Genomic DNA, 23,794 nt, shown 5'->3' on the forward strand with positions numbered 1-23,794 from the left:
TTATCATTCAATTACAAATTAAGATAATATATATCAAAGGGGTACTAGTTTTGAAGCTAAGAACTTTACTTGTAGGAGCTATCATTTTTTTGATGTTTTCAATTATTAATATAACTATGTTTTTTATTAGTAAACCTCATTATAAGGTTTCTTTGATATCATTTATAGGAACCTTAGCCATATCAATTTTTTTATTTATAAGAGCGTATAAGGAAAATTGTAAGTAGATGTAGTTTATAAACTTAGTACGATATGGAGGTTCATTATGAAAAAAACATGGGTAGTGTTTGCTATATTTTCGGTAATATCGATAATTACATCCATCTATTATTTTGTAAGTAATTTAAAAGTTAGAGGATGTATATTTATATTTATAGCTTTAGGATTGATTTCAATATCTTTGGCTTTTAATAAATTAGGTAGTAATTAATAAAAGTCCAATCTTTCGATAATCTAAGACTTATGATTATGATTATGATGAGTTAAAAAATGCCGTATTGTTCAGTAATGAATTCGACGGCTTTTTTCACTTTATTTTTCTATAGGCTGTTTATTAATTACTTTAAGGTATGAAGTTTTAAAGTTTTAGTTACTAAATAATTAATTCAGAAAGAGGAAATTTTGGAGGACACATGAAGAATTTATTTAAGAAGTACCATTGCATAAAACAGAATGATATCAAAGATTGTGGGGCAGCCTGTTTAGCTACTATATCTAAACAATATGGATTAAAGATACCAATATCAAAAATAAGAGAAACAGCAGGCACTGATATGAAGGGGACTTCTGCTTATGGACTTATAAAAGCAGCAGAAACTTTAGGTTTCACAGCAAAAGGAGTTAAAGCTTCAAAGCCAGAAGATATTTTTTCTGAGTATCCAAAGCCAGCAATTGCACATGTAATTATAGATGGTTCATTGCTACACTATGTAGTTATACATAAAGTTACAGAAAAAGAGATATTGATAGCAGATCCAGCTAAGGGAATGGTTAAGTATACGCCAGAGGATTTCTTCAAAATTTGGACAGGTGTACTGATTTTAATGGTACCTTCACCTAAGTTTGAGAAGGGTGATGAAACAAAGGGATTATTTCAAAGATTCTGGGGATTAATTAGAGTACAGAAAAATTTACTTATAAATATATTTATAGCCTCAATGCTCATTACTATATTAGGGATAGTGGGATCATTTTATTTTAAATTTTTAATAGATGATATTTTGCCTAATAATTTAGATAGTAGTTTGATGGTTATATCTCTAGCAATGATAGGTCTAATTATATTTAGGATAATAACAGAATTTTTTAGAAGCTTATTGCTTATGCATATGTCTCAAAATATAGATATACCACTGCTTTTAGGATATTACAATCATGTTATAGATTTGCCTATGAATTTTTTTGGAACAAGGAAAGTTGGAGAGATAATATCAAGATTTAACGATGCAGGTAAGATTAGAGATGCTATATCTCAGGCAACCTTAACTATGATGATAGATACAGTTATGGCTATTGCAGGTGGAGTTATCTTATATATGCAAAGTCCAAAGTTATTTTGGATATGTTTTATTCCTATAGTTTTATATATGGTTTTAGTATTTGTATTTAAAAAGTCTCTAGAAGATATAAATAGAAAAGTTATGGAGGATAACGCTATGTTAACTTCCTATTTAGTTGAGGGTATAGAAGGAATAGAAACTGTTAAGGCATATAACGGAGAGAAAAAAGTTAATTTAGAAACTGAGAAGAAATTCATTAAACTTATAAAGTCCATTTTTAAACATGGATATATAAATAACCTTCAAGGAACGTTAAAAAACACTGTAAAAGGAATCTTCGGAATCTGTATTCTTTGGATGGGAGCTTATTTAGCTTTAAAAGGAGAGATAACAGTAGGTGAACTTATAAGCTTTAATGCACTTCTAGCTTATTTTATAGAACCGATAGAAAGAATGATTAATTTGCAACCAGAATTACAAAGTGCAATGGTTGCAGCTGATAGATTAGGTGAAATTTTAGATTTAGAAAAAGAAAAAGCAGTAAATGAGGATAAAAAGGTTAATCCTTCTACGCTTTTAGGAGATATAGTTTTAAAAAATGTAGACTTTAGATATGGAACTAGACAATTAGTATTAAAGAACATAAACATGAACATTAAAAAAGGACAGAAGGTAGCATTAGTAGGAGAAAGTGGCTCTGGAAAAACTACTATAGCAAAGCTATTGATGAACTTTTATGGAGTAGAAAAAGGTGAAGTTATAATAAATAATTATAATATTAAAGACATAAATCTAGAAGCTCTAAGGGATAAAATCTCTTATATTTCTCAGGATTCTTTTTTCTTTTCAGGCACCATAAAGGAAAATATGGAGTTTGCTAATTGTGATGCAACCTTTGAAGAAATTATAGAAGCATGTAAGATGACGCACATTCATGAATTTATAAATGATATACCTACCAGATACGAAACTATGTTAGAAGAAAAGGGTAGTAATCTTTCAGGTGGACAAAGACAGCGATTAGCTATTGCTAGAGCTCTTTTGAAAAAACCAGAAATTCTTATAATGGATGAGGCTACGTCAAACCTTGACTCTATAACAGAAAAAGCCATAGAAAAGACTATAGAAACATGTACTGAAAATGTAACTACTATAATAATTGCTCATAGATTAAGTACGATTATGAAATGCGATAAGATATATGTTATGGAAAAAGGAGAGGTAATAGAGGTAGGAACACATAAGGAACTTCTAAGTAAAAAAGGCTACTATTATAACTTGTGGAGTGGACAAACTTCGGATGCTGAAGTTGAAGTAGCTGCTTCTATAGAACCTTCAATTGGGGGTGTTAGCTATGAGGTATAAAATAGAAAATTTAAATGATATAACTGATTCTAGGGAGATAATGCAAGCAAGACCAAAGGGATTTTCAAGATATATGATGTATATAATAATTGCTTTATTAGCTACGGTAATAACTTGGTCTTGTTTTGCTAAAAAGCAGATAACAGTAAAATCTCAAGGGGTAGTAAGACCACAAGAGGAAATCTTTAAGGTGGCTAGTGGAACTGCTGGAATTGTAACTTCTTTAAATATGAAGGAAGGAATGGAGGTTAAAAAAGGTGATGTTCTATTAGTAGTTAATGGACAAGAGTTAACATTACAAAAGAATGCTTTAGAGAAAAATCTACAGGATAAGCAAGCAGAATTATCAGTAAATAATAAGCTTAAAACATCTATTTTGGATGGTGTAAATCATTTAAATGCCTCTGATGATGTGGAAGGTGAATACTATAAGAAATATGAATTATATCAGAAAAATTTAGAAAGCGGAAATGCACAGGTTAATTCAACTGAGGTTCAAAAAAATAGTATACAGGATGCGATAAACGATTTAAATACGCTTTTAAAATCTATTGAAGAAGAGAAAAATTATTTTAATAAAGCTCACTACATGTATTATCAATATGAAGATTATGAAATTACATTAAAATCTTATAAAGATCAAATCCAGAAGGATCAAACAACTGTTAATAAATACGAAAAAGACTTAAATGATCTTACAAATCAAGGACAATTGGACCAAGCAGTGCAGATGAAGAAAGAGAGCCTAGAGGGTAATATAAAGACTATAAAGGATAGGATAGATTCAACAAACTTAGAGATAACTAAGTTAAAGAATAATCAAAGGCTTACAGTGAGAAACAAAATAGCGGAATATGAAATTAAGTTAAAGGAAACCACTGCGGTGTCAACAAGTAATTCTTACAAAGAACAATATATTTCACAGTTAGATAGCACAATTAGTTCTTTAGAAAATGCCATCTCTGAATTAAAGCTTAATTTAGATTTAGCAGTAGCTAAGGTAGAAGCAACTACAATAAAGGCTGAGTATGATGGTGTTATAAATTTAAGTAATGAGCTTAAAGTAGGAGATGTTGTCCAAAATGGCACAGAGCTTGCAAAGATAATTCCAAAGAACAGTTCAGCTTTTGTAGCAGATACATATATACAGAATTCAAGCTTTGCAGAAATATCAGAAGGTAAGGATGTAGTTATAGAGTTTTTAGCTTTGCCACAAAGTGAATATGGTGTTCTTAAAGCCAAGTTAAGTAATATAAGTACTGATGCTAAGATTGATCAAAAGCAAGGAAACAGCTATTATACAGCAACTTGTGACATACCAGTAACAACTATGACTAAAAAGGACGGTACTCAAGTTGATATTAAAAATGGTATGTTAGTCCAAGTAAGAATAATAAGTAGGGAAATAACTTATATGAGATATTTTCTTGAATGCCTTAATATAGTGGATTAAAATAATATTATTATGGGTTGAAGAGGTGTTTCCTTTTCAGCCTTTTGTGCACTACATGCATATGGAGCTATAATAAGACTATAAAGGAAAGGCAGATAGTGGCGGTGGCAATACTGGGGTTGTAGAGTGGAATAAAATGTATATGTTCCGCAAGACATGGTAAGTAAATAATTAATTTGTCTAATTTTCTAAAAAATATATACAATAATAGCTAACAATTATAACTGTCACGCTTTATCTATATTAAAGCATTAGAATTAGGAATGCTAAACTGTACCATAAATATGAGTTTAATAAAAATATACAAAGGAGAATTAAATGGAAAAGTTAATAGGTGAAGTAAAATATTTATGCAGAGAGATTATATTACAGGTTATAAGTATTGCTATATTTTATTTGCTAGTATATAAGATTAATATGAATATATACTTAGTAAGTATAATGGGCACTGCAGTATTTTTAACTTGTAATGATATATATAATGAAAGTTCATATATGAGAAGTTATTATAAATTTAAAGTTAAAGATGTAATTCTTCAATACAAATATCAGATAGCTATATATTTATTGGAATTAGTTGCAATGTTTTTAGTGAGCAATAGAATTGGTTTGATTCAAAGTAAGATTTTATATAGTATATTTTTATTAACCTTTAATCTATATAATACAATTAATTTAAAAATGAAAATATATGCAAAGTGGTTGGCATTTATTGGGGTATTTCCGTTGATAGCTATGTTGATAAAAGGAAATACTATAGGAGATATGTATGTGAAAAATCCATTAACAATGTTAGGAGTTGTTACTGGTGGAATAACGGCATTGATAACTATGTTGATATTTATGGTCAATTTTAATGTTAATGATATATATTTAGGAAAGAGCAAAAGTAAAGTTTACTTAGAAGATAGAGTACTTATACAATTTTTCAAATCTAGAATTTTTAAATCTACATTTTTTGTATTTTTGATAGTGACACTAAAACTCTGTGGAATAGTTTTTAAAGTAACATATATATATCAAGTATTAGAGTCTATTAAATTATTAAGTGGTTTATTAGATATCATTGAAAAATATTATAAAAATGCTGGAATTTTTAGCTTTTTAATTTTATCTTTAACTATTTTACTTGCAATTATGGGAAATGTTGAACAACTATTCCATACTATGAAATTTAAAGAAGATGAAATGAGATATTTAAAACGTAAAATTGAGCAAAGTATAGTTAGGAAATATGAAAGATTATTATATGACAAAGAAGATACAAAGTATTTTTTTGAGGAATTAACAAATGAATATAAAAAAATAAAAGAAGATGAAAAAGGAAAGTTTTTGGAAGTTGTTTTTAATACAAACTTTAATAATTATATTGATGATTTTATCAATAAAATAACTGGAGAAAAATTAGATGATTTTTTAAATAATAAATATAATTGGATACAAGAAAACATATCTATCAAAGAAATTTTAGAAAAAAGATTATTAGCAGATGTTTTGTCTTTAAGTTATTTAGATAAAAGTAAATTTAATAACTTTAAAGTTGATTTGAGATATAGAATTAATTATTTTAGAGAAAATGAGAATGATATTAGAATAAATTTAATTGATAAGTTTATAAAGTTAGAAAAGCAAGAGGCGTGGGAATTTATTCATAGTTTGATAGAGGAAATTCTAAGAAATAATAGATTGAGTAAAGACACTGGATTTGTTAAATATGTTTTCGAAAAAGTAATGAGAAACTTTGTAAAAATAGATAACTTAGAAAGTAATATAGTATATAAGTTGTTAAGGGAAAACAAATATAATGAAGAGTCGGAAAAATTAAAAAACGAAGTCTTTATATTATATTTATATGATCAAAAAATAAGCGATTTAGAAAGATGTAAATATAAAGAACTTTTAAATTTATTATCAGAAGAGTACAAAATCTCATGGGCTTTATATAAAATCTTTGAAGAAAAGTATAAGTGGTCAAAAGATGTAGAATTCGCATTTGAAGTATTATATGAAACTGATTTAGAAAAAGTTGAAAGTTATTATTGGGATATTATAGCAGGTGCTCGCAAACCGAAAAAGAGGATTGAAGTATTAGAAATAATATTATCTATATTAGATAAGTCAAGATTAAAGTATCGAATGAGAAATAAATATGAATTTATTTTTCAAAATTTAAAAAGAGAGATTAATTATGAATTTGAAGAAATATTAAAAAAGATAGATATAAATATATTTAAGTTTATATTAATTCGTGATTGGGTGAACGAAGATTACATAAGTTATTATATTGAGGAGCTAAAGTATTTTGATGAAAAGATAGATAATAGGGTTTTGATTAATAATATATTTAACAAATTTTTATTATATGTAAAGTATAGAGTTATAGAAAAAAATAGACACATAACAGAATTAATATATCAATTAACAAGAAAATATAGAGAGGTGATAGTAGAAAATATATACCATATAAATGATTGGAAAATTATTATGTACCTAGAAAATAAAATAGATAATGTTTTTAGGATACATTTTGAAGCTAACCACAAAAACATAAGAAATGATTCGACATTGGCTTATTTTAGTGTATTACTTGATAAAAATAGATATGAAGAGTTGTATTCAGATAAAAAGTTTAAAAAAGAATTATATATAAGTTTATCAGAGTATATGAGAATACATAATAAAACATTAGAAGAAACTATTGATAAATTTAAACAATATAGAAATTTAAGCGAACTAGAGGAACGAGTTTTAAAACGAGAAATTGATTATGTGTTAATGGTATAAAAAATATATTTAAACTTCTAAGAGGAAGTGTCTAAGGAGGTGACCTCTTTTTCTCTGTTACCCTAATATAATCGAGCAAGTAGAATATGGTTACAGTAAAATCTAAGTAAGAAAAATCGTAAGCTTCAAAGAATTATCGAATAGATAGTGAAGATTTCTTTTGCTAAAATTACAGATAGTAAGATAAACAGAAGGTCTGTAATGTCAATGTAATTAGTCAGCTGAATCTGGAAAGAACTTTTAGATAAGCTTTATTCTTATGAAGGCACTATAAGTGACTTCTGTTGTACCACTGTACCAATCAAAAAGTGTATCACAAATTTTAATAGATTTTATATGGAGAAAGGGACATGATAAAATTCTCTCTAAGTAGCCAAAGTTGTGTAGCAATGCTAGCTTTTGGCTACGTATTATGTCTCTAGAGGCTCTATGCCAAATCGAAAAAAGATACTAAGAAGGTGGTGCATTTTTGTGATTAGCATTTGCATCTCCGCCTGTGAAATAAAGTCTGTAAAATTGATTTAGAATAGCCTTCTATGGATAGAATTAAGATATCATAGGAGGCCATTTATTATGGAAAGAAAAAGAAGAAAAGAAAGACTAAGTGAAGGGAAAAAGAATATTATTGATGGGTTAATTTTTTTAGATTACATTATTCTTCTTCTAGAGTAAACATATTAAAATCTTTACTTTGCATCTGTTTTAAATACACAGGATTTATCTTGTGAGTTTTTCCGTTTATTTCTATAACAGCAATTTCATGTATACCATGATAAGTTTTCTGGTAGTATAACCAACAACTTGGCAATTGGTTTCTCCTTGTATAAATACTCCCTTATATAAAATTGGCTTTATTTCTGTACTTTTTCCACTAATAAGCTTATTGTAATCTCTTTTCCCAATCAAATCCCATTCCCTTAGTTTGTTCACTTTATCTGTCAATGAAGAGAAGATAATAAAATTATCAGTATCGTTTAAATTTATCAACAAACACACCACCTAAATATTTTAATCAAGTATATCAATGTCTTTTAGATGTAACATTTTCATAAATTCAGTATCATCTATAATTGAAATACCCTTTTCATGTGCTTTATCTAACTTGCTTCCAGAATTTAAGCCAACTACAAGCATGGTCGTCTTTAAGGTAATACTATTAGATATTTCAGCACCATTTTTCATTGCTATTTCTTGCATAGTGTTTCTTGGATAATCGCTTTGACCTGTAAAGCATACAACTTCACCTTCAAGTATGTTAGTTGAAGATATCCTTAAATCAATGTCTTCTAATGCTCTTGCCTTAACTTTAGAGTATGATCTACTCTTTGAACTTGTACCCACAGGTAGCCAAATTTGAGGTTTAACTATCTTTAATATTTTATAGACGTTTTCAATATCTGACATTGCTGTATGTTTAACTTCATCAGCTACTTCATAATGTTTAACTAAGTTTTGTAATGCATAACTATCAAGCATTTTGTTAGCCATTCTTATAGCTCTCATAGAGCAGTAAGCAAGGTAATCATCTGTAATCCATTGATAATATACAAGAAACTTTCTATCAAATGGACAGTTATGAGCAACTATTGGATAAGGATACTTTTTTAAGAATTCCTTAAATTTTGTAATATACTCGGTATCTCCACTAATATTATAAAATCCAAATCCGTAATTTCTTTTCCCTTTGTAATCAGGTATTTCCTTACCTAAATACAATTTATCAATTATCTCATAGTTTTCTACGACCAAACAAGCTACTTCATATATTCCAGATGTAACTGAAAAGTCTTGGGTTTCCAAGTCTATTAGAATCATCTTATCCAAGATAAATACTCCATTCAGTTAATTTGTAGGTACCATATGTCTCTTTAAAGTGCCTTTTAACAGCTTCTACATCATAAAAGTCTAAAGAGTTTTTATCAGTATCTATAAGATTAACTTTATTGTCATATACACTTTTTCTTATTGTAAATGTTAATGTCCTATTTTCCTTTTTACCATCACAATTCTTTTTTTTATACTCCATAGTTGCTTTAAAAATAGGAACATATTTATATCTTGCAGTTTCAATACCATCATGCTGTACAATTACTAATGTATCATCATTCAATTTATTAAATTCTAGTATCTCATCCGTATTAAATAAACCTTGTCCACCCCAACATTTGCTACCTTGCAAAAAGTCGGCATATCGTTCCTCACAATAAAAATGCCAAACATGAATTTTATTGTCCATATAATTAAGCTCTGAACAAGCAAAGTTGCCCAACGATTCTTGTAACATGTTACCCAAATAAATCATCCTTCCTTTATACATATATTACATAAAGTTACATATTATAATTTTACACTTATTTACGTATATTATCAATTAATTCATATAAACCTCTTTTTACTACAAATTCAAACTATAAGGAAGCAATAATTATTTTAAGGAATATGTTTAGAATTTATAGTTATTTAATAACTTTATAATTGCGATTTTGTAGGTTAAGATAAGTATTTAAATGTATCAAGACCTATAGGAAGTCTTGATATTGACATATATTTTATGATAATTGGGAATCTCAGAGAAGCACTTGTAATTTTATGGCTAATATATGATAAAGAATGTATTAAAATATGATTAAGTGGAAATTAATTTTACTAATAGTAATAAATTTAGAGGAGATAAACTTATGGAATATATTTTAAATGACACTGATATTTTCGATACAGGAATTGATAAAAAGTTTCGGTTAGTTATAGAAAATAATATTGGTAGTTTTACTAAAGATAAGGCGTATGTATTTAAGGTGAGTTTTCATGTGAATTTATTAAATGATGTTAGATTTGAGAAGTTTGATATTCTACCTAGAGTAACGAATAAGGAAAAAATAGAGGATAAGATTGGTGATGTAATGAGCCATCAACTTAATGTACTAGAAAAGATTCTTGCTGAAAATAATATAGAGTCTTATTCAACTACAATCCAAGGGGAGAATTTACAAAAAGAAAATATGATAAAAATCGAGCTTTATGAGGATAATTCGGAGGTTAATTTTGATAAAAGAGGAAGGCGAATTAATAGAATCAAGGTTAGTTCTATAATACCAAATTTATCGGGGTTTAAGCAAAATGTATCAAGGTTAGCTTCAGAGAGAATAAGTCAGATATTTTATGATTTTATGAATATCGTTAAAGACAGAAAGCTAATGTCCAAGATATTAGGGGTAGAAGAAACTTATGATGATGATATATTGATAAGAGCTTTTTATGAGCAATATAGAGAGTTGTGGCTTACTACAAAACAGAGGGAAAATGAATTATTAGATTTACTTAAAGAAAGAAGTAGAGTTGCTTTAGAAGAGTATTTTGAAGAGCAAAGCGAAGGTAATTAAAGGCGTGATGTGGTGAGGTGATCTATGTAATGAATTTTAACTATATTTCGGGAGATGAAAGAGAAACTTTATATAATGAGGTTTGGACAGAGCCAATGGTGACTGTGGCAACAAGGTATGGTATATCAGATAGCGTTTTAAGAAGGAACTGTAGAAGATTGGGGATACCATTACCAACTAGTGGATATTGGGCCAAATTGAAGGCTGGTAAGAGTGTTACCAAAACTCCATTGCCTCAAGTATATGGAATATATAAAAAATATGTTCATAACTATGTAATTAAGTTTAAGACTGCTATGGAGAATTTTAGTGATAATGAATTGACTTCTGATGAAGAGTTGAATTTGTTTAGTGAAGAAACAGTTAGTTTTATTAAAGATAAATGTTCGGAAATTAAGGTTGATGCTAAACTAAAAAATCCACATAATCTTATTCTTGAGCATAAAGAAGGAACTTTGCTTAGAAAAAAAAGAGAGAAAGAATTTAAGCAGAAGAGTTTGAATTCAAAATACTATTATGATGAAGATATTAAGAATAAGTATGTTGGAGGAAACTCGATTCTTCCTATACAAGTCTCGGATTCCAATATTAATAGAGCATATAGAATAATAAATGCACTGATAAATATTTTAGACAAAATGGAAGGCAGTATTCAGCTCATTAAGGGATATGAAAAAGATGTTGCTATGTTTGTTATTATGAGGACTATCTTTTATTTTGAGGTTAAAGAGGAAAAGAAAAAGACAAAAATAAATGAGCAAACACATGAAACTAAAAATATTCTAGTACTTTCATTTAGAGCAGAGGAGTGGTTATACAATCATTTCATAGAGGATTATCAATACAAAGATATTGATAATGAGCCGTTGGAGTTGCAATTAAGTAGTGTCATATATCATATGTTTGTTATTGCTAATAGATCAAGTGCGATTGAAGAATTAAATAATAGAAGATGCAAAAGAGAAGAGGAAGAGAAAGAAAGACAACGACGTTTAGAACAAATGAGAAATGGAGAATTGAAGGACATAGAACTACTTGAACAAGCGGCTTTAGATTGGAATAAGGCTGAGAAGATTAGACGATTTATTAATTGTATGGAAAAATCACTAGATAAAGTGAATGACGAAATAGAGAAAGCAAAAATAGAAAAGTGGATAGACTGGTCAAGAAATAAAGCCGATTGGATAGATCCACTAATTGCTAAAAAGGATGATCTGCTTGGTCAAAATAAACATATTTTCGATAGGATTAATGACGGGGATATATAATAAGGCTATTGTATAAATTACATTTCAAGCCAGCTAAGTAAAATGCAATATTTTAGCGGGCACTATATATAGGTCTTAGAAAGAGTACATTTCTCTATTCAAGTGTGGCAAAAGTTAGTACACCAGATATAGAACTAAATCTAGTATATAATATAATTCTTATGCTAAAACCATCAAATAATCATGGTTTTATTTTCTCGTAATGAATATTGAGAACGTACATTTTTTGTTATATAATGAGAAAAGTAGAAGAAATTTATAAATAGGAGTACAAACATGACCATAGGCTACCAAAAGCTTTTTGTAGGAGTTAGTTTTTCAAAACTTGCCAAGTTGAGAAAGAATAAGAATGTTAACACAGATATTTTGGTGAAAAAATGTACTGCTTTGAAAGGTGTATATCCTATATTATGGGAATTGAAATGGTGTCAGAAGAAAAACGGGGGAAAGTAAATGAAGAATCATGGAAAAAGGTTGCCAGGAAAAGGATGGAGAGTTTTATCGTTTATACCGGCATTTAATTGGATTTCATTACTGTATATTGGAATTATCAATTTTAATCAGATGCATATTATTTGTGCTGTTATATATGGAGTTATTACGTATGCGTGTACATCGTTATCAGCATTGATGTGGATTATAGGAATTGTGCATTATGCCATTGCTTATGGTGGTATAAAAAAACAACTAAATAGTAACATAAATACGTTTGATGGGATGAACGGAGATATGATGGTCCATTCGCAATCTATAAATTGCAAACCTGTAGGAGTAAATACATATGATGGTCTAGATATTAAGCAGGATGAAGTTAAGAAAGAAGAATTTTCTGATGTAGAAATCTTTGGAGAACAAGAATCAAGGCAGGCTATCCCAGCAAGACCTTCTTATGAACAAGAAGGTTTTAGAATATCTTTCTCTGTGGATAAGCAAAGAGAAAAATTTTTTCGAGATATGAAAAAATATAGCTCTAAAGAAGGAAAAAAAGTGTTATTTGTTCCTTTTATGACGTATTGGCCAACCTATGACAGCATGGATGGGCAGCAGCAAGCGTGGTATTTCTACTGGAGGTCTCAAGTAAGAGAAGAAAATTATATTGATACAGGTTTATCCTATATTTTTGTATATATTTATGAACTCCTTAGTGGAATTGGCTGGACAGCACCGCAGGAGGGACTGGTGAAATTAAGTTCTATATGGACGAGATATCGTGAGAGATTCTCCAAATTAGACCGTTACATGCCTGATTGGATTTTTGATTTCACACAGTTACATAAATTAGAGTATATGTCGCCAGTGGAAAAAGACTATATTCATTTAATGCCATCTGTAGTGACCGATATTTTGATTGATAGGCATTCGGAAGAAGTTCCGTTAAAATTATCTTTTTCATTAATTGAAACATTGACAGATTATGCGATAGTAAATAGTAAGTTTTACAAAGATGGAAATCAAGAACTTATTAAAGAAGCAATTCCGAGAGTGATAGCGTTAGTTGACGTAGTATTGCGAAAGAAGAAACAAAAAGGTATTTTGGCGATTTATGGGCCATCTAGAACTAAAAAACAAGCAAGGTATATTTTTAGTAGTGCAGTTTGTCCACAGGCAAACGAGGAGTTTGTAATTGTTGTAAAAGGATATTCAACAAATTCAAAATTAAGAGCGTACATCAATGAACTTGTTCGATATGGAGAAAATGTCCTTCGAGGATTGAGAGGATATAGAGGACGATTGCGTGGAATCACATTGGACGAAGAAATTGCTAAACTAATAGAAGCGTTTTTAAAAAAGGAATATGGCGAACATCCAGAGGCGAAACTAGAGGAACTGTCCAAAAAAGAAATAGTATTGGATTTTCAGAGTATTGACCATTTGAGAGCACAATCCGATGCAGTGCGAATTGCTTTAGAGGTGGAAGATAGTGTAGTGACGGAGGAAAAACCATTATTGACTGATGTTGCGGAAGTTACAGAGATTTATCTTGCACTGTCACCTACTGCGAGAGAAATATTGAATAGATTAGAGAAATCGGGATGGGAATCTAAGAAACTACCAGAAGATGAAAAAGCTATTCAGGAAATTAATCGTCTTGCTGAACGCTATTTAGGTTGCATGCTTATTGCAAGTGAAAATGAGAATATTATAGTTGAAGATGATTACCGTGATGAACTTGAGTATATTTACGGAAATCCACCGCAGATTTTGGAACAGGGAAATGGCAAAGAATTATTTAATGTGAATGAATTGCCTGTTGAATTAAAGGAATTTGTTGAAGCACTTATGCCAGATCAGAAAGATGTTTTGCATGTTTTGTTAACAAGTAAGAATCCACAAAGTGATTTAGAGCGGATTTCCGAAAAAGTCATGATGATGCCTGAAATTTTAGTGGATGACATTAATGCTTTAGCGATGCAATTATTGGGAGATATTATTATTGATACTATGGAAGTGGAACCTGTTATAATACAGGAATACTTAATTCCACTAAAAAAATCTATAATTTAGGAGAGAAAGAAAATGGCAATGAAGAAGATTAATCGCCGTGAATCGGCTGCGTTACTAAACTCTTTGACAGCAGGAGTTGTGCCGAGAATTGGTCTGCGGCACATTGCAGTAGGAAGACAAAACGAAGTAAATGCTTTTTTACATGATTTTGACACGATTGAAGATGGAGGAGCTTCTTTTCGATTGGCAGCAGGACAGTATGGAAGCGGAAAAAGTTTTTTGTTGCAAATGATTCGGAATAATGCAATGGAAAGAAACTTTGTTGTAGCTGATGCAGATTTATCACCGGAACGTAGGCTAACGGGGACAAAAGGACAGGGCCTATCTACATACAGAGAATTGATGCAGCATTTATCTACACTTATCAGACCAGAAGGCGGAGCAATTGAATCTATTCTTCAAAAATGGATTAGTTCATTACAGGCTATTGTAACGAAGGAAAATGGATTTCGTCCTGGTGCACCTGAAATTGTAGAGGCGGTCAGTGAGAAAATTGGTGAAGTAATGGTAGAACTTTCGGAGATGGCCTATGGATTTGCTTTTGCATCAGTAATTGATTCTTACTGGAGAGGAATGAAAACAGGTGATGAGAATTTAAAGCAAGCCTCTTTGAGGTGGCTGAGGGGTGAATTTTCTACAAAGACTGAAGCAAGGCAGAATCTTTCAGTAGATTGCATTATTGATGATCAAAGTTGGTATGAATTTTTGAAATTATTTGCAGTATTTGTTTCAAAGACAGGATATAAGGGATTACTTATCTTTTTAGATGAAGGAGTAAATCTTTATAAGATAACGCATAAACAAGCAAGGGATAGTAATTATGAAAAAATTCTTACGATTTTTAACGATACGATGCAAGGAAAAGCTCAATTTATAGGTGTATTTTTAAGTGGTACTCCGCAATTTATTTATGATGAACGCAGAGGACTCTTTAACTATGAGGCTCTTCGTTCAAGATTGGCAGATAACCGTTTTGGTGTTCAAGGGTATGTGGACTATACCAGCCCAGTGATAAAGTTAAATCAGTTATCAGCTGAGGAAATTTATCTATTATTGGAGAGACTTTGTGAAGTACATAGTTCGCATTACGGATACGAGTGTATTTTAGGAGCGCAAGAATTAACTGCGTTTATTAATACAGTTAATTCACGGTTGGGAGCAGATCAATTGCTTACACCTCGTGAAATTACAAGAGATTTTTTAGGGCTTCTGAATATTTTACAGCAGAACCCCGAAATAAAGTTTAATGAACTAATTACAGAAGAAGGCTTTTCTGTAAAAAGTGCAGAAACTGATCCGGAAAAGGTACCAGAAAAGGAAGAAGATATTTTTGCGGAGTTTGATATATGAGTCAGAATGCTTTTGAACGTTATGCACCCTTTATTCAAGAATATATTTATCAAAAAAATTGGACAGATTTGAGAGAAGTTCAAGTTGAAGCTTGTAATGAAATATTAGACACAGACGATCATGTAATTATTGCATCGGGGACAGCATCAGGAAAAACAGAAGCAGCTTTTTTTCCAATATTAACGACATTGTATAACCAGCCGTCAAATTCAGTTGGCGTGATGTATATTGGACCTTTGAAAGCGTTGATTAATGACCAGTTTGAAAGGCTTAGCGAGTTGTTAGAAGAAAGTTATATTCCTGTGTGGCCATGGCATGGAGATATATCACAGTCAATTAAAAAGCGGGCATTGAAAGAGGCCAAGGGAATTCTTCAAATTACTCCAGAATCACTGGAAGCACTACTGATGAGACATCCTGGGGATGCGAAACGTCTTTTTTCGGATTTGCGTTTTGTTGTGATTGATGAGATACATGCCTTTATGGGAACCGATAGAGGGCTGCAGGTGCTTTGTCTTTTATCGAGATTGGAAAAAATTACAGATTGCTATCCAAGAAGAATTGGCCTTTCTGCTACGTTGAATGACTACGAGCCTGCGCAGCATTTTTTGGCATCAGGTACAAGGCGTGGTGTGAAGGTAGTAGGGATAAAGCGACATGCCAGAACGATTTCTTTATGTGTAGAAAGTTTTCAATTACCTAAAGAACCGTTGAAGGCAGAAAATATTGTAAAAGAATATAATGAATTTTTATATCAAAACTCACATAAAAAGAAGTGCCTGATTTTTACAAACAGCAGAGGTGGTGCGGAAAAAGTTATAACAGACTTGAAAAATATTGCGTATGCTAGACAGGAAACAGATGTCTTTTTTGTTCATCATGGAAGTATCTCAGCGGCTTTACGCCGCGAAGCTGAAACTGCATTGCGGGATGCGGAGGGCGCAACAGTTACAGCTGCAACGCTTACGTTAGAACTGGGGATTGATATAGGGGATTTAGATTCTACAATACAGATAGGAGCACCGTATTCTTGTTCGAGTTTTGTACAACGGCTCGGACGTTCGGGCAGACGTACAGGCAAGTCACAAATGTTGTTCGTTAATATTTTTGAAGAATCAGACAAGAATCTGTTTGAAAGGCTTCCGTGGGAGTTGTTGCGTGCTATAGCAATTATTCAATTATATTTGGAAGAACGATGGGTGGAACCATTTTATATGAAGGAGAAGCCTTTTAGTTTAGTAGCGCATCAGACACTTAGTGTACTGATGTCATATGGGGAATTATCTCCTCCTGAATTAGCGCGAAACGTGCTACTTCTTCCTGCCTTTCGTAACTCTATTTCACAAGATGAATACCGTGAAATTTTGCAGTATATGCTGGAGAATGATTACTTGCAGAAAGTAGAAAATGGTGGAATTATTGTAGGCATAAAAGGAGAAAGGATTGTAAATCATTATTCGTTTTATGCTGTTTTTCAAGATGAACAAGTATTCCATGTGCATAGTCAGGAAGGCGAAATTGGTACCTTGGACAATTGTCCTGCTATTGGAGAGGCGTTTGTGTTAGCTGGAAACATGTGGAGAGTATTAGAGTTAGATGAGAATAGAAAAATTATATATGTTCGTTCAATAAAAAACAGTAGAATTCCCATATGGAATGGTTCTGGGGGGCATATACATACAAAAGTGGTACATAGAATTCGGAGAATTTTAACGGAGAATGTCAGGTATTCATATCTCAGTCCAAACGCATCGGAAGTACTTGAAGAAGCAAGAAAAACGGCAAAAAATTCTGGAATGCTTGAGAATAATGTTATTCCTTATTCGGCAAATTCATTTTATTTATGCCCTTGGGTAGGAAGCAAGGAGATGAAGACAATAAAAAGACTTTTATCTTATGGACTCAAAGACTTTCTGCAAATATATTCTGTTTCAGGCGGAAGCCATTATCTACAGATTACAAGTGGGTTATCTGTTGTAGAAGTAGTAAATAAGTTGCATGAATTGTCGGTAGATTGTGATAATGATAATATGGTATTGACTGAAAAGCAGGCACCTAAGATTGATAAATATGATGGAATGGTTCCGGATAATCTTTTACGCAAGGCTTTTCTTCATAATGAATTGAATGTGGAAAGTGCCGTTAAAATTTTAAGAGAATTGTAGAGTGCTTATAGAATCCTAGAGCTATAGCGGTTAGATACTAAAGAAATGGAAGTAGTTACAACATCTAAGATAAGTAAATGTAATAAAAGAATGGGTAGCTAATAATTTTGATAAAGCAGAATATAGTGATGAATTAGACAAATTAAATCATGTTCTTCAATCATATGAATGATGTAAAAGCAGGTCAATCGACCTGCTTTTCTAAAATTTACAAAAATAATATTATAGTATCTACATTCGATATGTATGCGCTATAAGTATATAGGATAGGCAGAAGGTGGAATAAGATTATGGAGATAGCTGTTATTGATAAAGATTTGAAAAGTTATATAAAACAATTAAGGAAAAAGGAAATAGGATTTTTTGATGTTCCGGAGGAGTATAGACTACATCTAGATATTGTAAAAATAGAGCGTAAGCTTGGTATAAGAAAAATTCTAATCGGTGAATTTATATTAGATAATAAAGGGTATGATATTATTCGAAATGTATTTTTTGTAAAAGAAGAAGTACTTAGAGATATTAACGATGAATTATCATATAGGAATATTGAAACTGTTTTTAATGATTTTGCTTCTTATTATGAATTTTTAAATGGTGATATTTACAAGGATGCTTGCTATTACCAATATATTTTTTTACAAGAGGAAATTGAAAGATATAATATAGATTTAAAGAAGATTAATTATTTATCTTTATTAGATGAAACAATAAAAGATTACACAATCGAATCAACACAAGAAGAACTTGAAGAGTACCAAGAACGTGAAAGAGGAAAAATATACTTGAAAAAATGGATAGCTAAGTTTAAAGCTTGTAATACATATGAAGAGTTTCAGAAGGTTTTGAGTAAATGTCGAAGTTCATTATTTAGTGATAACTTAAAATTTATTCTTTTAATGTATATATATTCTGATAAGAATAAAGTTTTTGATATCATCATGAAACATGTTAATAGTGGATATTATCCAAATATAGAACATGAAGTTTGTTTTATTTATAATCCAGATAAAGTAATTAAAGAATATAATTATAGCTTAGGAGCTTCATCCACAAATACAAAATACAAAAGAAAAATGAATAAGTTTATTGATCAGTTGAAGAGTGGTGAACCACAGTTACAAACATATAGTTATTTTGATAAGAGTACACATTATTATTGCGTGCAAACAAATTATTATGTAGAAGAAAGAGAAAATAAAATTTGTATTGGTGATTTGAATTATTACTTTGAAACGTTTGAAGAATTAGTACAATATCTAGATAATGATTTATCTAATTGTGATTTATCAGGAGCAGTTTTGCCAAAGATTGATTTCTCACAATATGTTACAAATGAAAAAACAAAACTACCAATTCAAAATGCACAGAATTTAAAATATAGCGTTGTTAAATACTATGACCAAAAACGAGAATGTTTTGGAGTTGTTCAAAAATGGGAAGATTCAAATGGAAATGTATTAAAAGAAGAGAATCATTCATTCAAATATTTTTTTAATTATGTGCATTTCCTTGAAAATGATTTGTCTGGAGCAGATTTATTGTGTTGTGACGGCATTGAGAATTTAAATGATGTTTCAGAACTTAATCTTTCAAATGTGGAACTTAAAAGCTCAACAATGGATAAATTTGGGCTTCAATATGAAAAATGTGATTTGAGAAATGAATCAGTAGAATCATTTCTTCCAACTTTGAAATTTGAGGAAGAAACTACACTTGTATTAGATACAAAAAGAGAATTTTATTTAGATTACGAAGAAGCTCTAAAGAATCAAAAAGTATTCTATATATCAGATTTGCACCTTATGCATAGGATTATAAACGCAAAGTGTAAATCAAAAAGTGATGTACAATATACACTTCAACATATAATAAATAATTTATTAGAAGATATATATAATTTAGGAAGTGGGGTTCTTTTAATTGGAGGAGATACTTCTTCTGAATATGAAATGTTTGAACTATTTGTATCACTTTTAAGAAAAAGCATTGATAAGAGTTATTACAATATAAAAGTTATTTTCTTACTTGGAAATCATGAATTATGGAATTTTTCAAATGAAAAATTAGAAGAAATTGTTCAAAGATATAATTCAATAATTACTGCAAATAGAATGTTCCTTCTTCAAAATGATTTGATATATAAAGATGATAATAATTTAATCAATAGAATTACAACCCAAGAATTAATAACATTATCAAAAGAAGAAATAAGATTAAAGGTTAGATGTGCACGTGTAATTATATTTGGAGGTTTAGCATTCTCAGGATATAATGAATCGTTCAATGCAAATAATGGAATTTATAGGAATGCAATTAGTAGAGAACAGGAAGTAGCAGAGAGCAAAAAATTCGAAGCAATATATGAAATTGTTTGTGATGTTTTGGGTGACAGAAACGTTATTGTTCTCACTCATACACCAAAAGCAGACTGGTGTAATAATGATGAAAAACAAAAGGGATTTGTATATGTAAGCGGGCATACACACAGGAATTATTTTTATGATGATGGTGATTATAAAATCTATGCAGATAATCAAGTAGGATATAAAAATGAAAATCCACATGTGAAATATTTTTATTTAGAAAACGAGTATGATTGGTTTTCGGATTATGAAGATGGTATTTATCAAATAACTGGTGATGAATACGTTAATTTCTATCGTGGTAAAAACATACAGATGCAATTTAATAGAGATGGAATAATATATATGCTTAAGAAGAGCGGATATTATTGTTTCATTTATGAGACAAAGGCAAAAAAATTATCCATATTAAATGGTGGTGCTTTAAAGAATCTTACTATAAAAGATATTAATTATTACTATGACAGTATGGAAGAAGAAATTGCATATGTTAAGACACCATTAGACAAATATACTGAAATACAAAAAAAGATTGCAGGCGAAGTAAAGAAGATTGGTGGTTCGGGATATATACATGGTGCAATTATAGATATTGATTTTTATAATCATATATATGTAAATCCAAGTGATTTAACTATTAGAGGATATTATGCACTAGATATTTTTTATAAAGAAATATATCCAAGCGTACAAGAACTTTTAGAGCAAAAGTGTCCAAAGTTATTTGATAATTATAAGAAGCTTTTGACAGCACAAGAATCAACAGCACTTGCAATAAGAAATGAAAAAAATGAGATTATGTCAACACCAGAATTATATTTAGAAACAGATATTTATAAAGCATCACGAGAAATAAAGAAGATGCAAAAATTAAGTTCAAATATTCTTGGCGTATGGTATGAACTAGAAGGATATGAAAAATATTTACCAGTAAAGGGGCAAAGATCATATTCAATTTTAAATCAAAGAGAATTAATGCATTGTAGTATGGAATGTACAGTAATAGAAGATGATGGATATGAAGATGGAACAATTATAGAACATACTGCAAGAGAAAAGGTTAAAAGAAAAACTCCAAGTATTATAATTGAAAAAGAAGTAGTACAAAAAAAATCTGCTATCGAATTAAAAGGTTCATTTGCAGAATTATATCCAGATTTATTAGTAGATTGGAGTTATGAAAAAAATATTATTGACCCAACACAAATAATTGCAGGATGTAATGAAAAAGTTTTTTGGAAATGCAATAAGTGCGGAAATGAATGGGATGCGCGTGTGGACAAAAGGTGTGCAGGTCGTTCAATATGCTCAAATTGCCACAATCGTGTAATTGAAAGAGATGCACGAATGAGAAAAAAAGAAAATGTTTAAAATAGATGCAGGTAGAAATGCCTGCAATAGTGAAAGTTTCTTTTGCTAAAATTACAGATAGTAAGACAAAGGGGAAGTCTGTAATGTTAAAGGAATTAGTCAACTCAACTTGGAAAGAACTTTTAGATAAGTTTCATTCTTATGAAGAAACTATAAGTGATTCTTGCAAGGGAAATAACGTTACTAGGAGTCAACTTTACTATTATACAAAAAAATCTGAGCAATCAAATAAACCAATATTCCATGCGATATCATTAGCTACTGACGAGACAACTACTAACCAAGAGGTATCAGAAAATAATCCGGAAGCATGTGGAAATATAAGAATAGAGCTTGGTAAAGCTAACAGCTATATTCCTACAAGTGAAAAAGCGTTGTTTGTATTTTGTAATAAGCAAATGAATAGATTCAAGATCATATATTTTAATGAAGGATTTTCACTATATTACTATTAGGTTAGAAAATAGTAAACTTAAGTGGTCTTTGACTAAAGGAGAGGCTCTAAAGGTTAATAAAGAAGAATTAGGATGGCTGTTTAGGGGATACGGGGTTAGGACCACTTCTAAAATCAAACCTGTAATAGCTAAAAATTCTTATTAAGCAAAATGAATTTCAACAATATGTTGAAAGAGAAATTGAAGATGATTTACCTAAAAGTGCATTAGCTCAGGCGTTGGCTTATACACTAAAGCTTTTACCTGATATGAAAACTCTTTTAGAAGATGGCTCCTTAGAAATAGATAATAACGCTTCTGAGCGAGCAATAAAACCATTTGTAATCTGAAGAAAAATATTGTCTAACTCTATACTTGAATTTAAGCCCCAGTAGAAAAATTACACTCTACTGAGGCTATTGGTGCATATAATTTTAACAAGTGATATGCGTCGATTTTTTCACGCTTGTAAAATCTTGTGAAGGAAATGAAGATAAAGCTAGTATAATTTCATGGGGAAGCCTTAAAGAAGTCTTGTGCAGTTGTGGTAGGGGGTTTATATTGCGAGCAAATTTATAAAATCGAAAAAGAGATTAGAGAAGCTTATGAAAATGATGATGATTGTTACCAAGACAGATATGAAACTAGGTTTAAAAAGTTGGAATAGATGGGATTAATTTAAAATATGCTATCTATTACTTTATAAGTATTGAAGAAAGTATTGCTAAAAAAATGCACTAAAGAACTTTTTTATGTGAAAATTATTCAAAGAACGAAATAGAATTATTGAAAAATAAAGATTTATCAAAACTAAAGTTTCTCAATTATAATATTGATTTATTAGCCGTAGAGAAAAAAGCTGTAAGCAGACTATTTTTAAAACAAGTTAATCCAGATAAACAATATAAATGTTAAATATTACTTATAAATTATTTGATTTTTGAAACTAATTGGGTGGAATATAAATGATAAGTAAAAATTGACAAATAAATATTAAAAATATTGTAAGATTATATATGTAAAGGTATAATTAGAAAATATAAAGAATGGGGTTAATTAATAGTAAAAATATAGTTGATTATGTACTTGATATTAAGAAGAAAAAATGAGTAAGAATAAAAATAATGATAGACTTCAAATAGAAAACAGTATTGCTGAGTTTTTAATCTTTTTCTTCACAAACGGGAGATAATTCTATTGAAGTTATGGCTGTAGATGAAAATGTGTGGTTAACCCAAGAAATGATTGCCACCTTTTATGAAGAAGGAGATTCTACAGTTACAGATCACTTAAAAAATATTTTATTAGTGGTGAATTAGAAGAAAATTTGGTATGTCGAAAATTCTGACATACCGGTGCTGGTGGAACAGAATATAACGCTAAATTTTATAGTTTAGAAGCAGTTATTTCAGTAGATTTTAGAACTAATTCGGAAGGAACTATAGTATTTCGTCAATGGGCAATTTTTGTATTAAAGGACTCTTCCATTCGTGATTACATCATTGATAAGGAAAGGTTAAAGAAAGTAATATTTAAAAAGGAAGATTGCTTTAACAACTTGCTTGAAGAAATTAAGGGGATTATAGTTAGTAGAGATAAATGATGTGAAAAATGCAGGTATTTAAGGACTATTTTATTTATGAATTGATAATTAAAATATTTTTTAAAACTGTCCAAAATAAATTACATTTTGCGACTCATAGCAAAATAGTACAAGAACTAATTGAGGATAGATCAAATGCTGAAAAAAGAAAACATGTGGCTGACTATTTGTAGAAGTGCTTTTAAGGTCAAAATATTAAAAAGAGATGGTTAAGTTGTCAAGAATTATTCAATCTTTAAGGACATGGACTC

18 protein-coding genes and 1 pseudogene are annotated in these 23,794 nt (G+C 30.1%); 16 read left to right on the plus strand and 3 right to left on the minus strand.

What is annotated here, in order from left to right; translation table 11 throughout:
• Window positions 1–265: 265 nt before the first annotated feature.
• The 4 genes from CLOCEL_RS04120 (at window position 266) to CLOCEL_RS04135 (ending at window position 7,101) form a co-directional block, all read left to right on the plus strand.
• Window positions 266–430: a hypothetical protein gene (locus CLOCEL_RS04120; RefSeq protein WP_010076581.1), complete on the plus strand. Its 165-nt coding sequence runs from the start codon at window positions 266–268 to the stop codon at window positions 428–430.
• A gap of 202 nt (window positions 431–632) precedes the next feature.
• A complete protein-coding gene (locus CLOCEL_RS04125; protein ID WP_010076580.1) occupies window positions 633–2,864 on the plus strand; it encodes a peptidase domain-containing ABC transporter in 2,232 nt (743 codons plus the stop codon).
• Window positions 2,854–4,317: a beta-barrel domain-containing protein gene (locus CLOCEL_RS04130; protein WP_010076579.1), complete on the plus strand. Its 1,464-nt coding sequence runs from the start codon at window positions 2,854–2,856 to the stop codon at window positions 4,315–4,317. The genes CLOCEL_RS04125 and CLOCEL_RS04130 overlap by 11 nt, the downstream gene beginning before the upstream one ends.
• A 318-nt stretch (window positions 4,318–4,635) precedes the next feature.
• Window positions 4,636–7,101 carry a hypothetical protein gene (locus CLOCEL_RS04135; RefSeq protein WP_010076578.1) on the plus strand — a complete coding sequence of 822 codons (2,466 nt, stop codon included), beginning with the start codon at window positions 4,636–4,638 and terminating at the stop codon, window positions 7,099–7,101.
• Window positions 7,102–7,845: 744 nt separating this feature from the next.
• Here the strand turns inward: CLOCEL_RS04135 and CLOCEL_RS04140 are convergent.
• The 3 genes from CLOCEL_RS04140 to CLOCEL_RS04150 are packed head-to-tail and all read right to left on the minus strand — an operon-like array spanning window position 7,846 to window position 9,385.
• Window positions 7,846–8,097 carry a hypothetical protein gene (locus CLOCEL_RS04140; RefSeq protein ID WP_423199587.1) on the minus strand — a complete coding sequence of 84 codons (252 nt, stop codon included), beginning with the start codon at window positions 8,095–8,097 and terminating at the stop codon, window positions 7,846–7,848.
• A 12-nt stretch (window positions 8,098–8,109) separates the two neighbouring features.
• Entirely contained in the window at window positions 8,110–8,916 is an 807-nt protein-coding gene (locus tag CLOCEL_RS04145) for a BRCT domain-containing protein (protein ID WP_242655252.1), read from the minus strand.
• 1 nt (window position 8,917) lies between these two features.
• A complete protein-coding gene (locus CLOCEL_RS04150) occupies window positions 8,918–9,385 on the minus strand; it encodes a hypothetical protein (RefSeq protein WP_242655253.1) in 468 nt (155 codons plus the stop codon).
• 394 nt (window positions 9,386–9,779) lie between these two features.
• Here CLOCEL_RS04150 and CLOCEL_RS04155 point away from each other — a divergent pair, with 394 nt between their 5' ends.
• The 12 genes and pseudogenes from CLOCEL_RS04155 to CLOCEL_RS22200 all read left to right on the plus strand — a co-directional run bounded on the left by CLOCEL_RS04155 (window position 9,780) and on the right by CLOCEL_RS22200 (window position 23,716).
• Entirely contained in the window at window positions 9,780–10,481 is a 702-nt protein-coding gene (locus CLOCEL_RS04155) for a hypothetical protein (RefSeq protein WP_013291617.1), read from the plus strand.
• 29 nt (window positions 10,482–10,510) lie between these two features.
• Window positions 10,511–11,749, plus strand: coding sequence for a hypothetical protein (locus tag CLOCEL_RS04160; RefSeq protein ID WP_013291618.1), 1,239 nt, complete (start codon window positions 10,511–10,513; stop codon window positions 11,747–11,749).
• Window positions 11,750–12,025: 276 nt separating this feature from the next.
• The gene (locus CLOCEL_RS23025) at window positions 12,026–12,202 is read left to right on the plus strand and encodes a hypothetical protein (RefSeq protein WP_010076570.1); all 177 of its coding nucleotides are present in this window, start codon (window positions 12,026–12,028) and stop codon (window positions 12,200–12,202) included.
• Between the two features lie 276 nt (window positions 12,203–12,478).
• Window positions 12,479–14,254 carry a TerB N- and C- terminal domain-containing protein gene (locus CLOCEL_RS04165; RefSeq protein WP_242655212.1) on the plus strand — a complete coding sequence of 592 codons (1,776 nt, stop codon included), beginning with the start codon at window positions 12,479–12,481 and terminating at the stop codon, window positions 14,252–14,254.
• 12 nt (window positions 14,255–14,266) lie between these two features.
• A complete protein-coding gene (locus tag CLOCEL_RS04170) occupies window positions 14,267–15,604 on the plus strand; it encodes an ATP-binding protein (protein WP_010076568.1) in 1,338 nt (445 codons plus the stop codon).
• Window positions 15,601–17,769: a DEAD/DEAH box helicase gene (locus tag CLOCEL_RS04175; protein ID WP_010076567.1), complete on the plus strand. Its 2,169-nt coding sequence runs from the start codon at window positions 15,601–15,603 to the stop codon at window positions 17,767–17,769. The genes CLOCEL_RS04170 and CLOCEL_RS04175 overlap by 4 nt, the downstream gene beginning before the upstream one ends.
• Before the next feature lie 290 nt (window positions 17,770–18,059).
• Window positions 18,060–21,506 carry a zinc-ribbon domain-containing protein gene (locus CLOCEL_RS04180; RefSeq protein WP_010076566.1) on the plus strand — a complete coding sequence of 1,149 codons (3,447 nt, stop codon included), beginning with the start codon at window positions 18,060–18,062 and terminating at the stop codon, window positions 21,504–21,506.
• Window positions 21,507–21,511: 5 nt separating this feature from the next.
• The gene (locus CLOCEL_RS04185; RefSeq protein WP_242655213.1) at window positions 21,512–21,961 is read left to right on the plus strand and encodes a transposase; all 450 of its coding nucleotides are present in this window, start codon (window positions 21,512–21,514) and stop codon (window positions 21,959–21,961) included.
• 140 nt (window positions 21,962–22,101) lie between these two features.
• Window positions 22,102–22,290 carry an IS66 family transposase gene (locus CLOCEL_RS23030; protein WP_423200064.1) on the plus strand — a complete coding sequence of 63 codons (189 nt, stop codon included), beginning with the start codon at window positions 22,102–22,104 and terminating at the stop codon, window positions 22,288–22,290.
• 194 nt (window positions 22,291–22,484) lie between these two features.
• Window positions 22,485–22,607: a hypothetical protein gene (locus CLOCEL_RS23655; protein ID WP_010076563.1), complete on the plus strand. Its 123-nt coding sequence runs from the start codon at window positions 22,485–22,487 to the stop codon at window positions 22,605–22,607.
• Between the two features lie 708 nt (window positions 22,608–23,315).
• A pseudogene (gene rhuM / locus CLOCEL_RS23845) lies at window positions 23,316–23,543 on the plus strand (RhuM family protein); the annotation flags it as partial.
• 8 nt (window positions 23,544–23,551) lie between these two features.
• Window positions 23,552–23,716 (plus strand): virulence RhuM family protein, encoded by a 165-nt coding sequence (locus CLOCEL_RS22200; protein WP_010076561.1) that lies wholly within the window; start codon window positions 23,552–23,554, stop codon window positions 23,714–23,716.
• Window positions 23,717–23,794: the final 78 nt, after the last annotated feature.

The organism is Clostridium cellulovorans 743B, assembly GCF_000145275.1.
Taxonomy (GTDB): domain Bacteria; phylum Bacillota; class Clostridia; order Clostridiales; family Clostridiaceae; genus Clostridium_K; species Clostridium_K cellulovorans.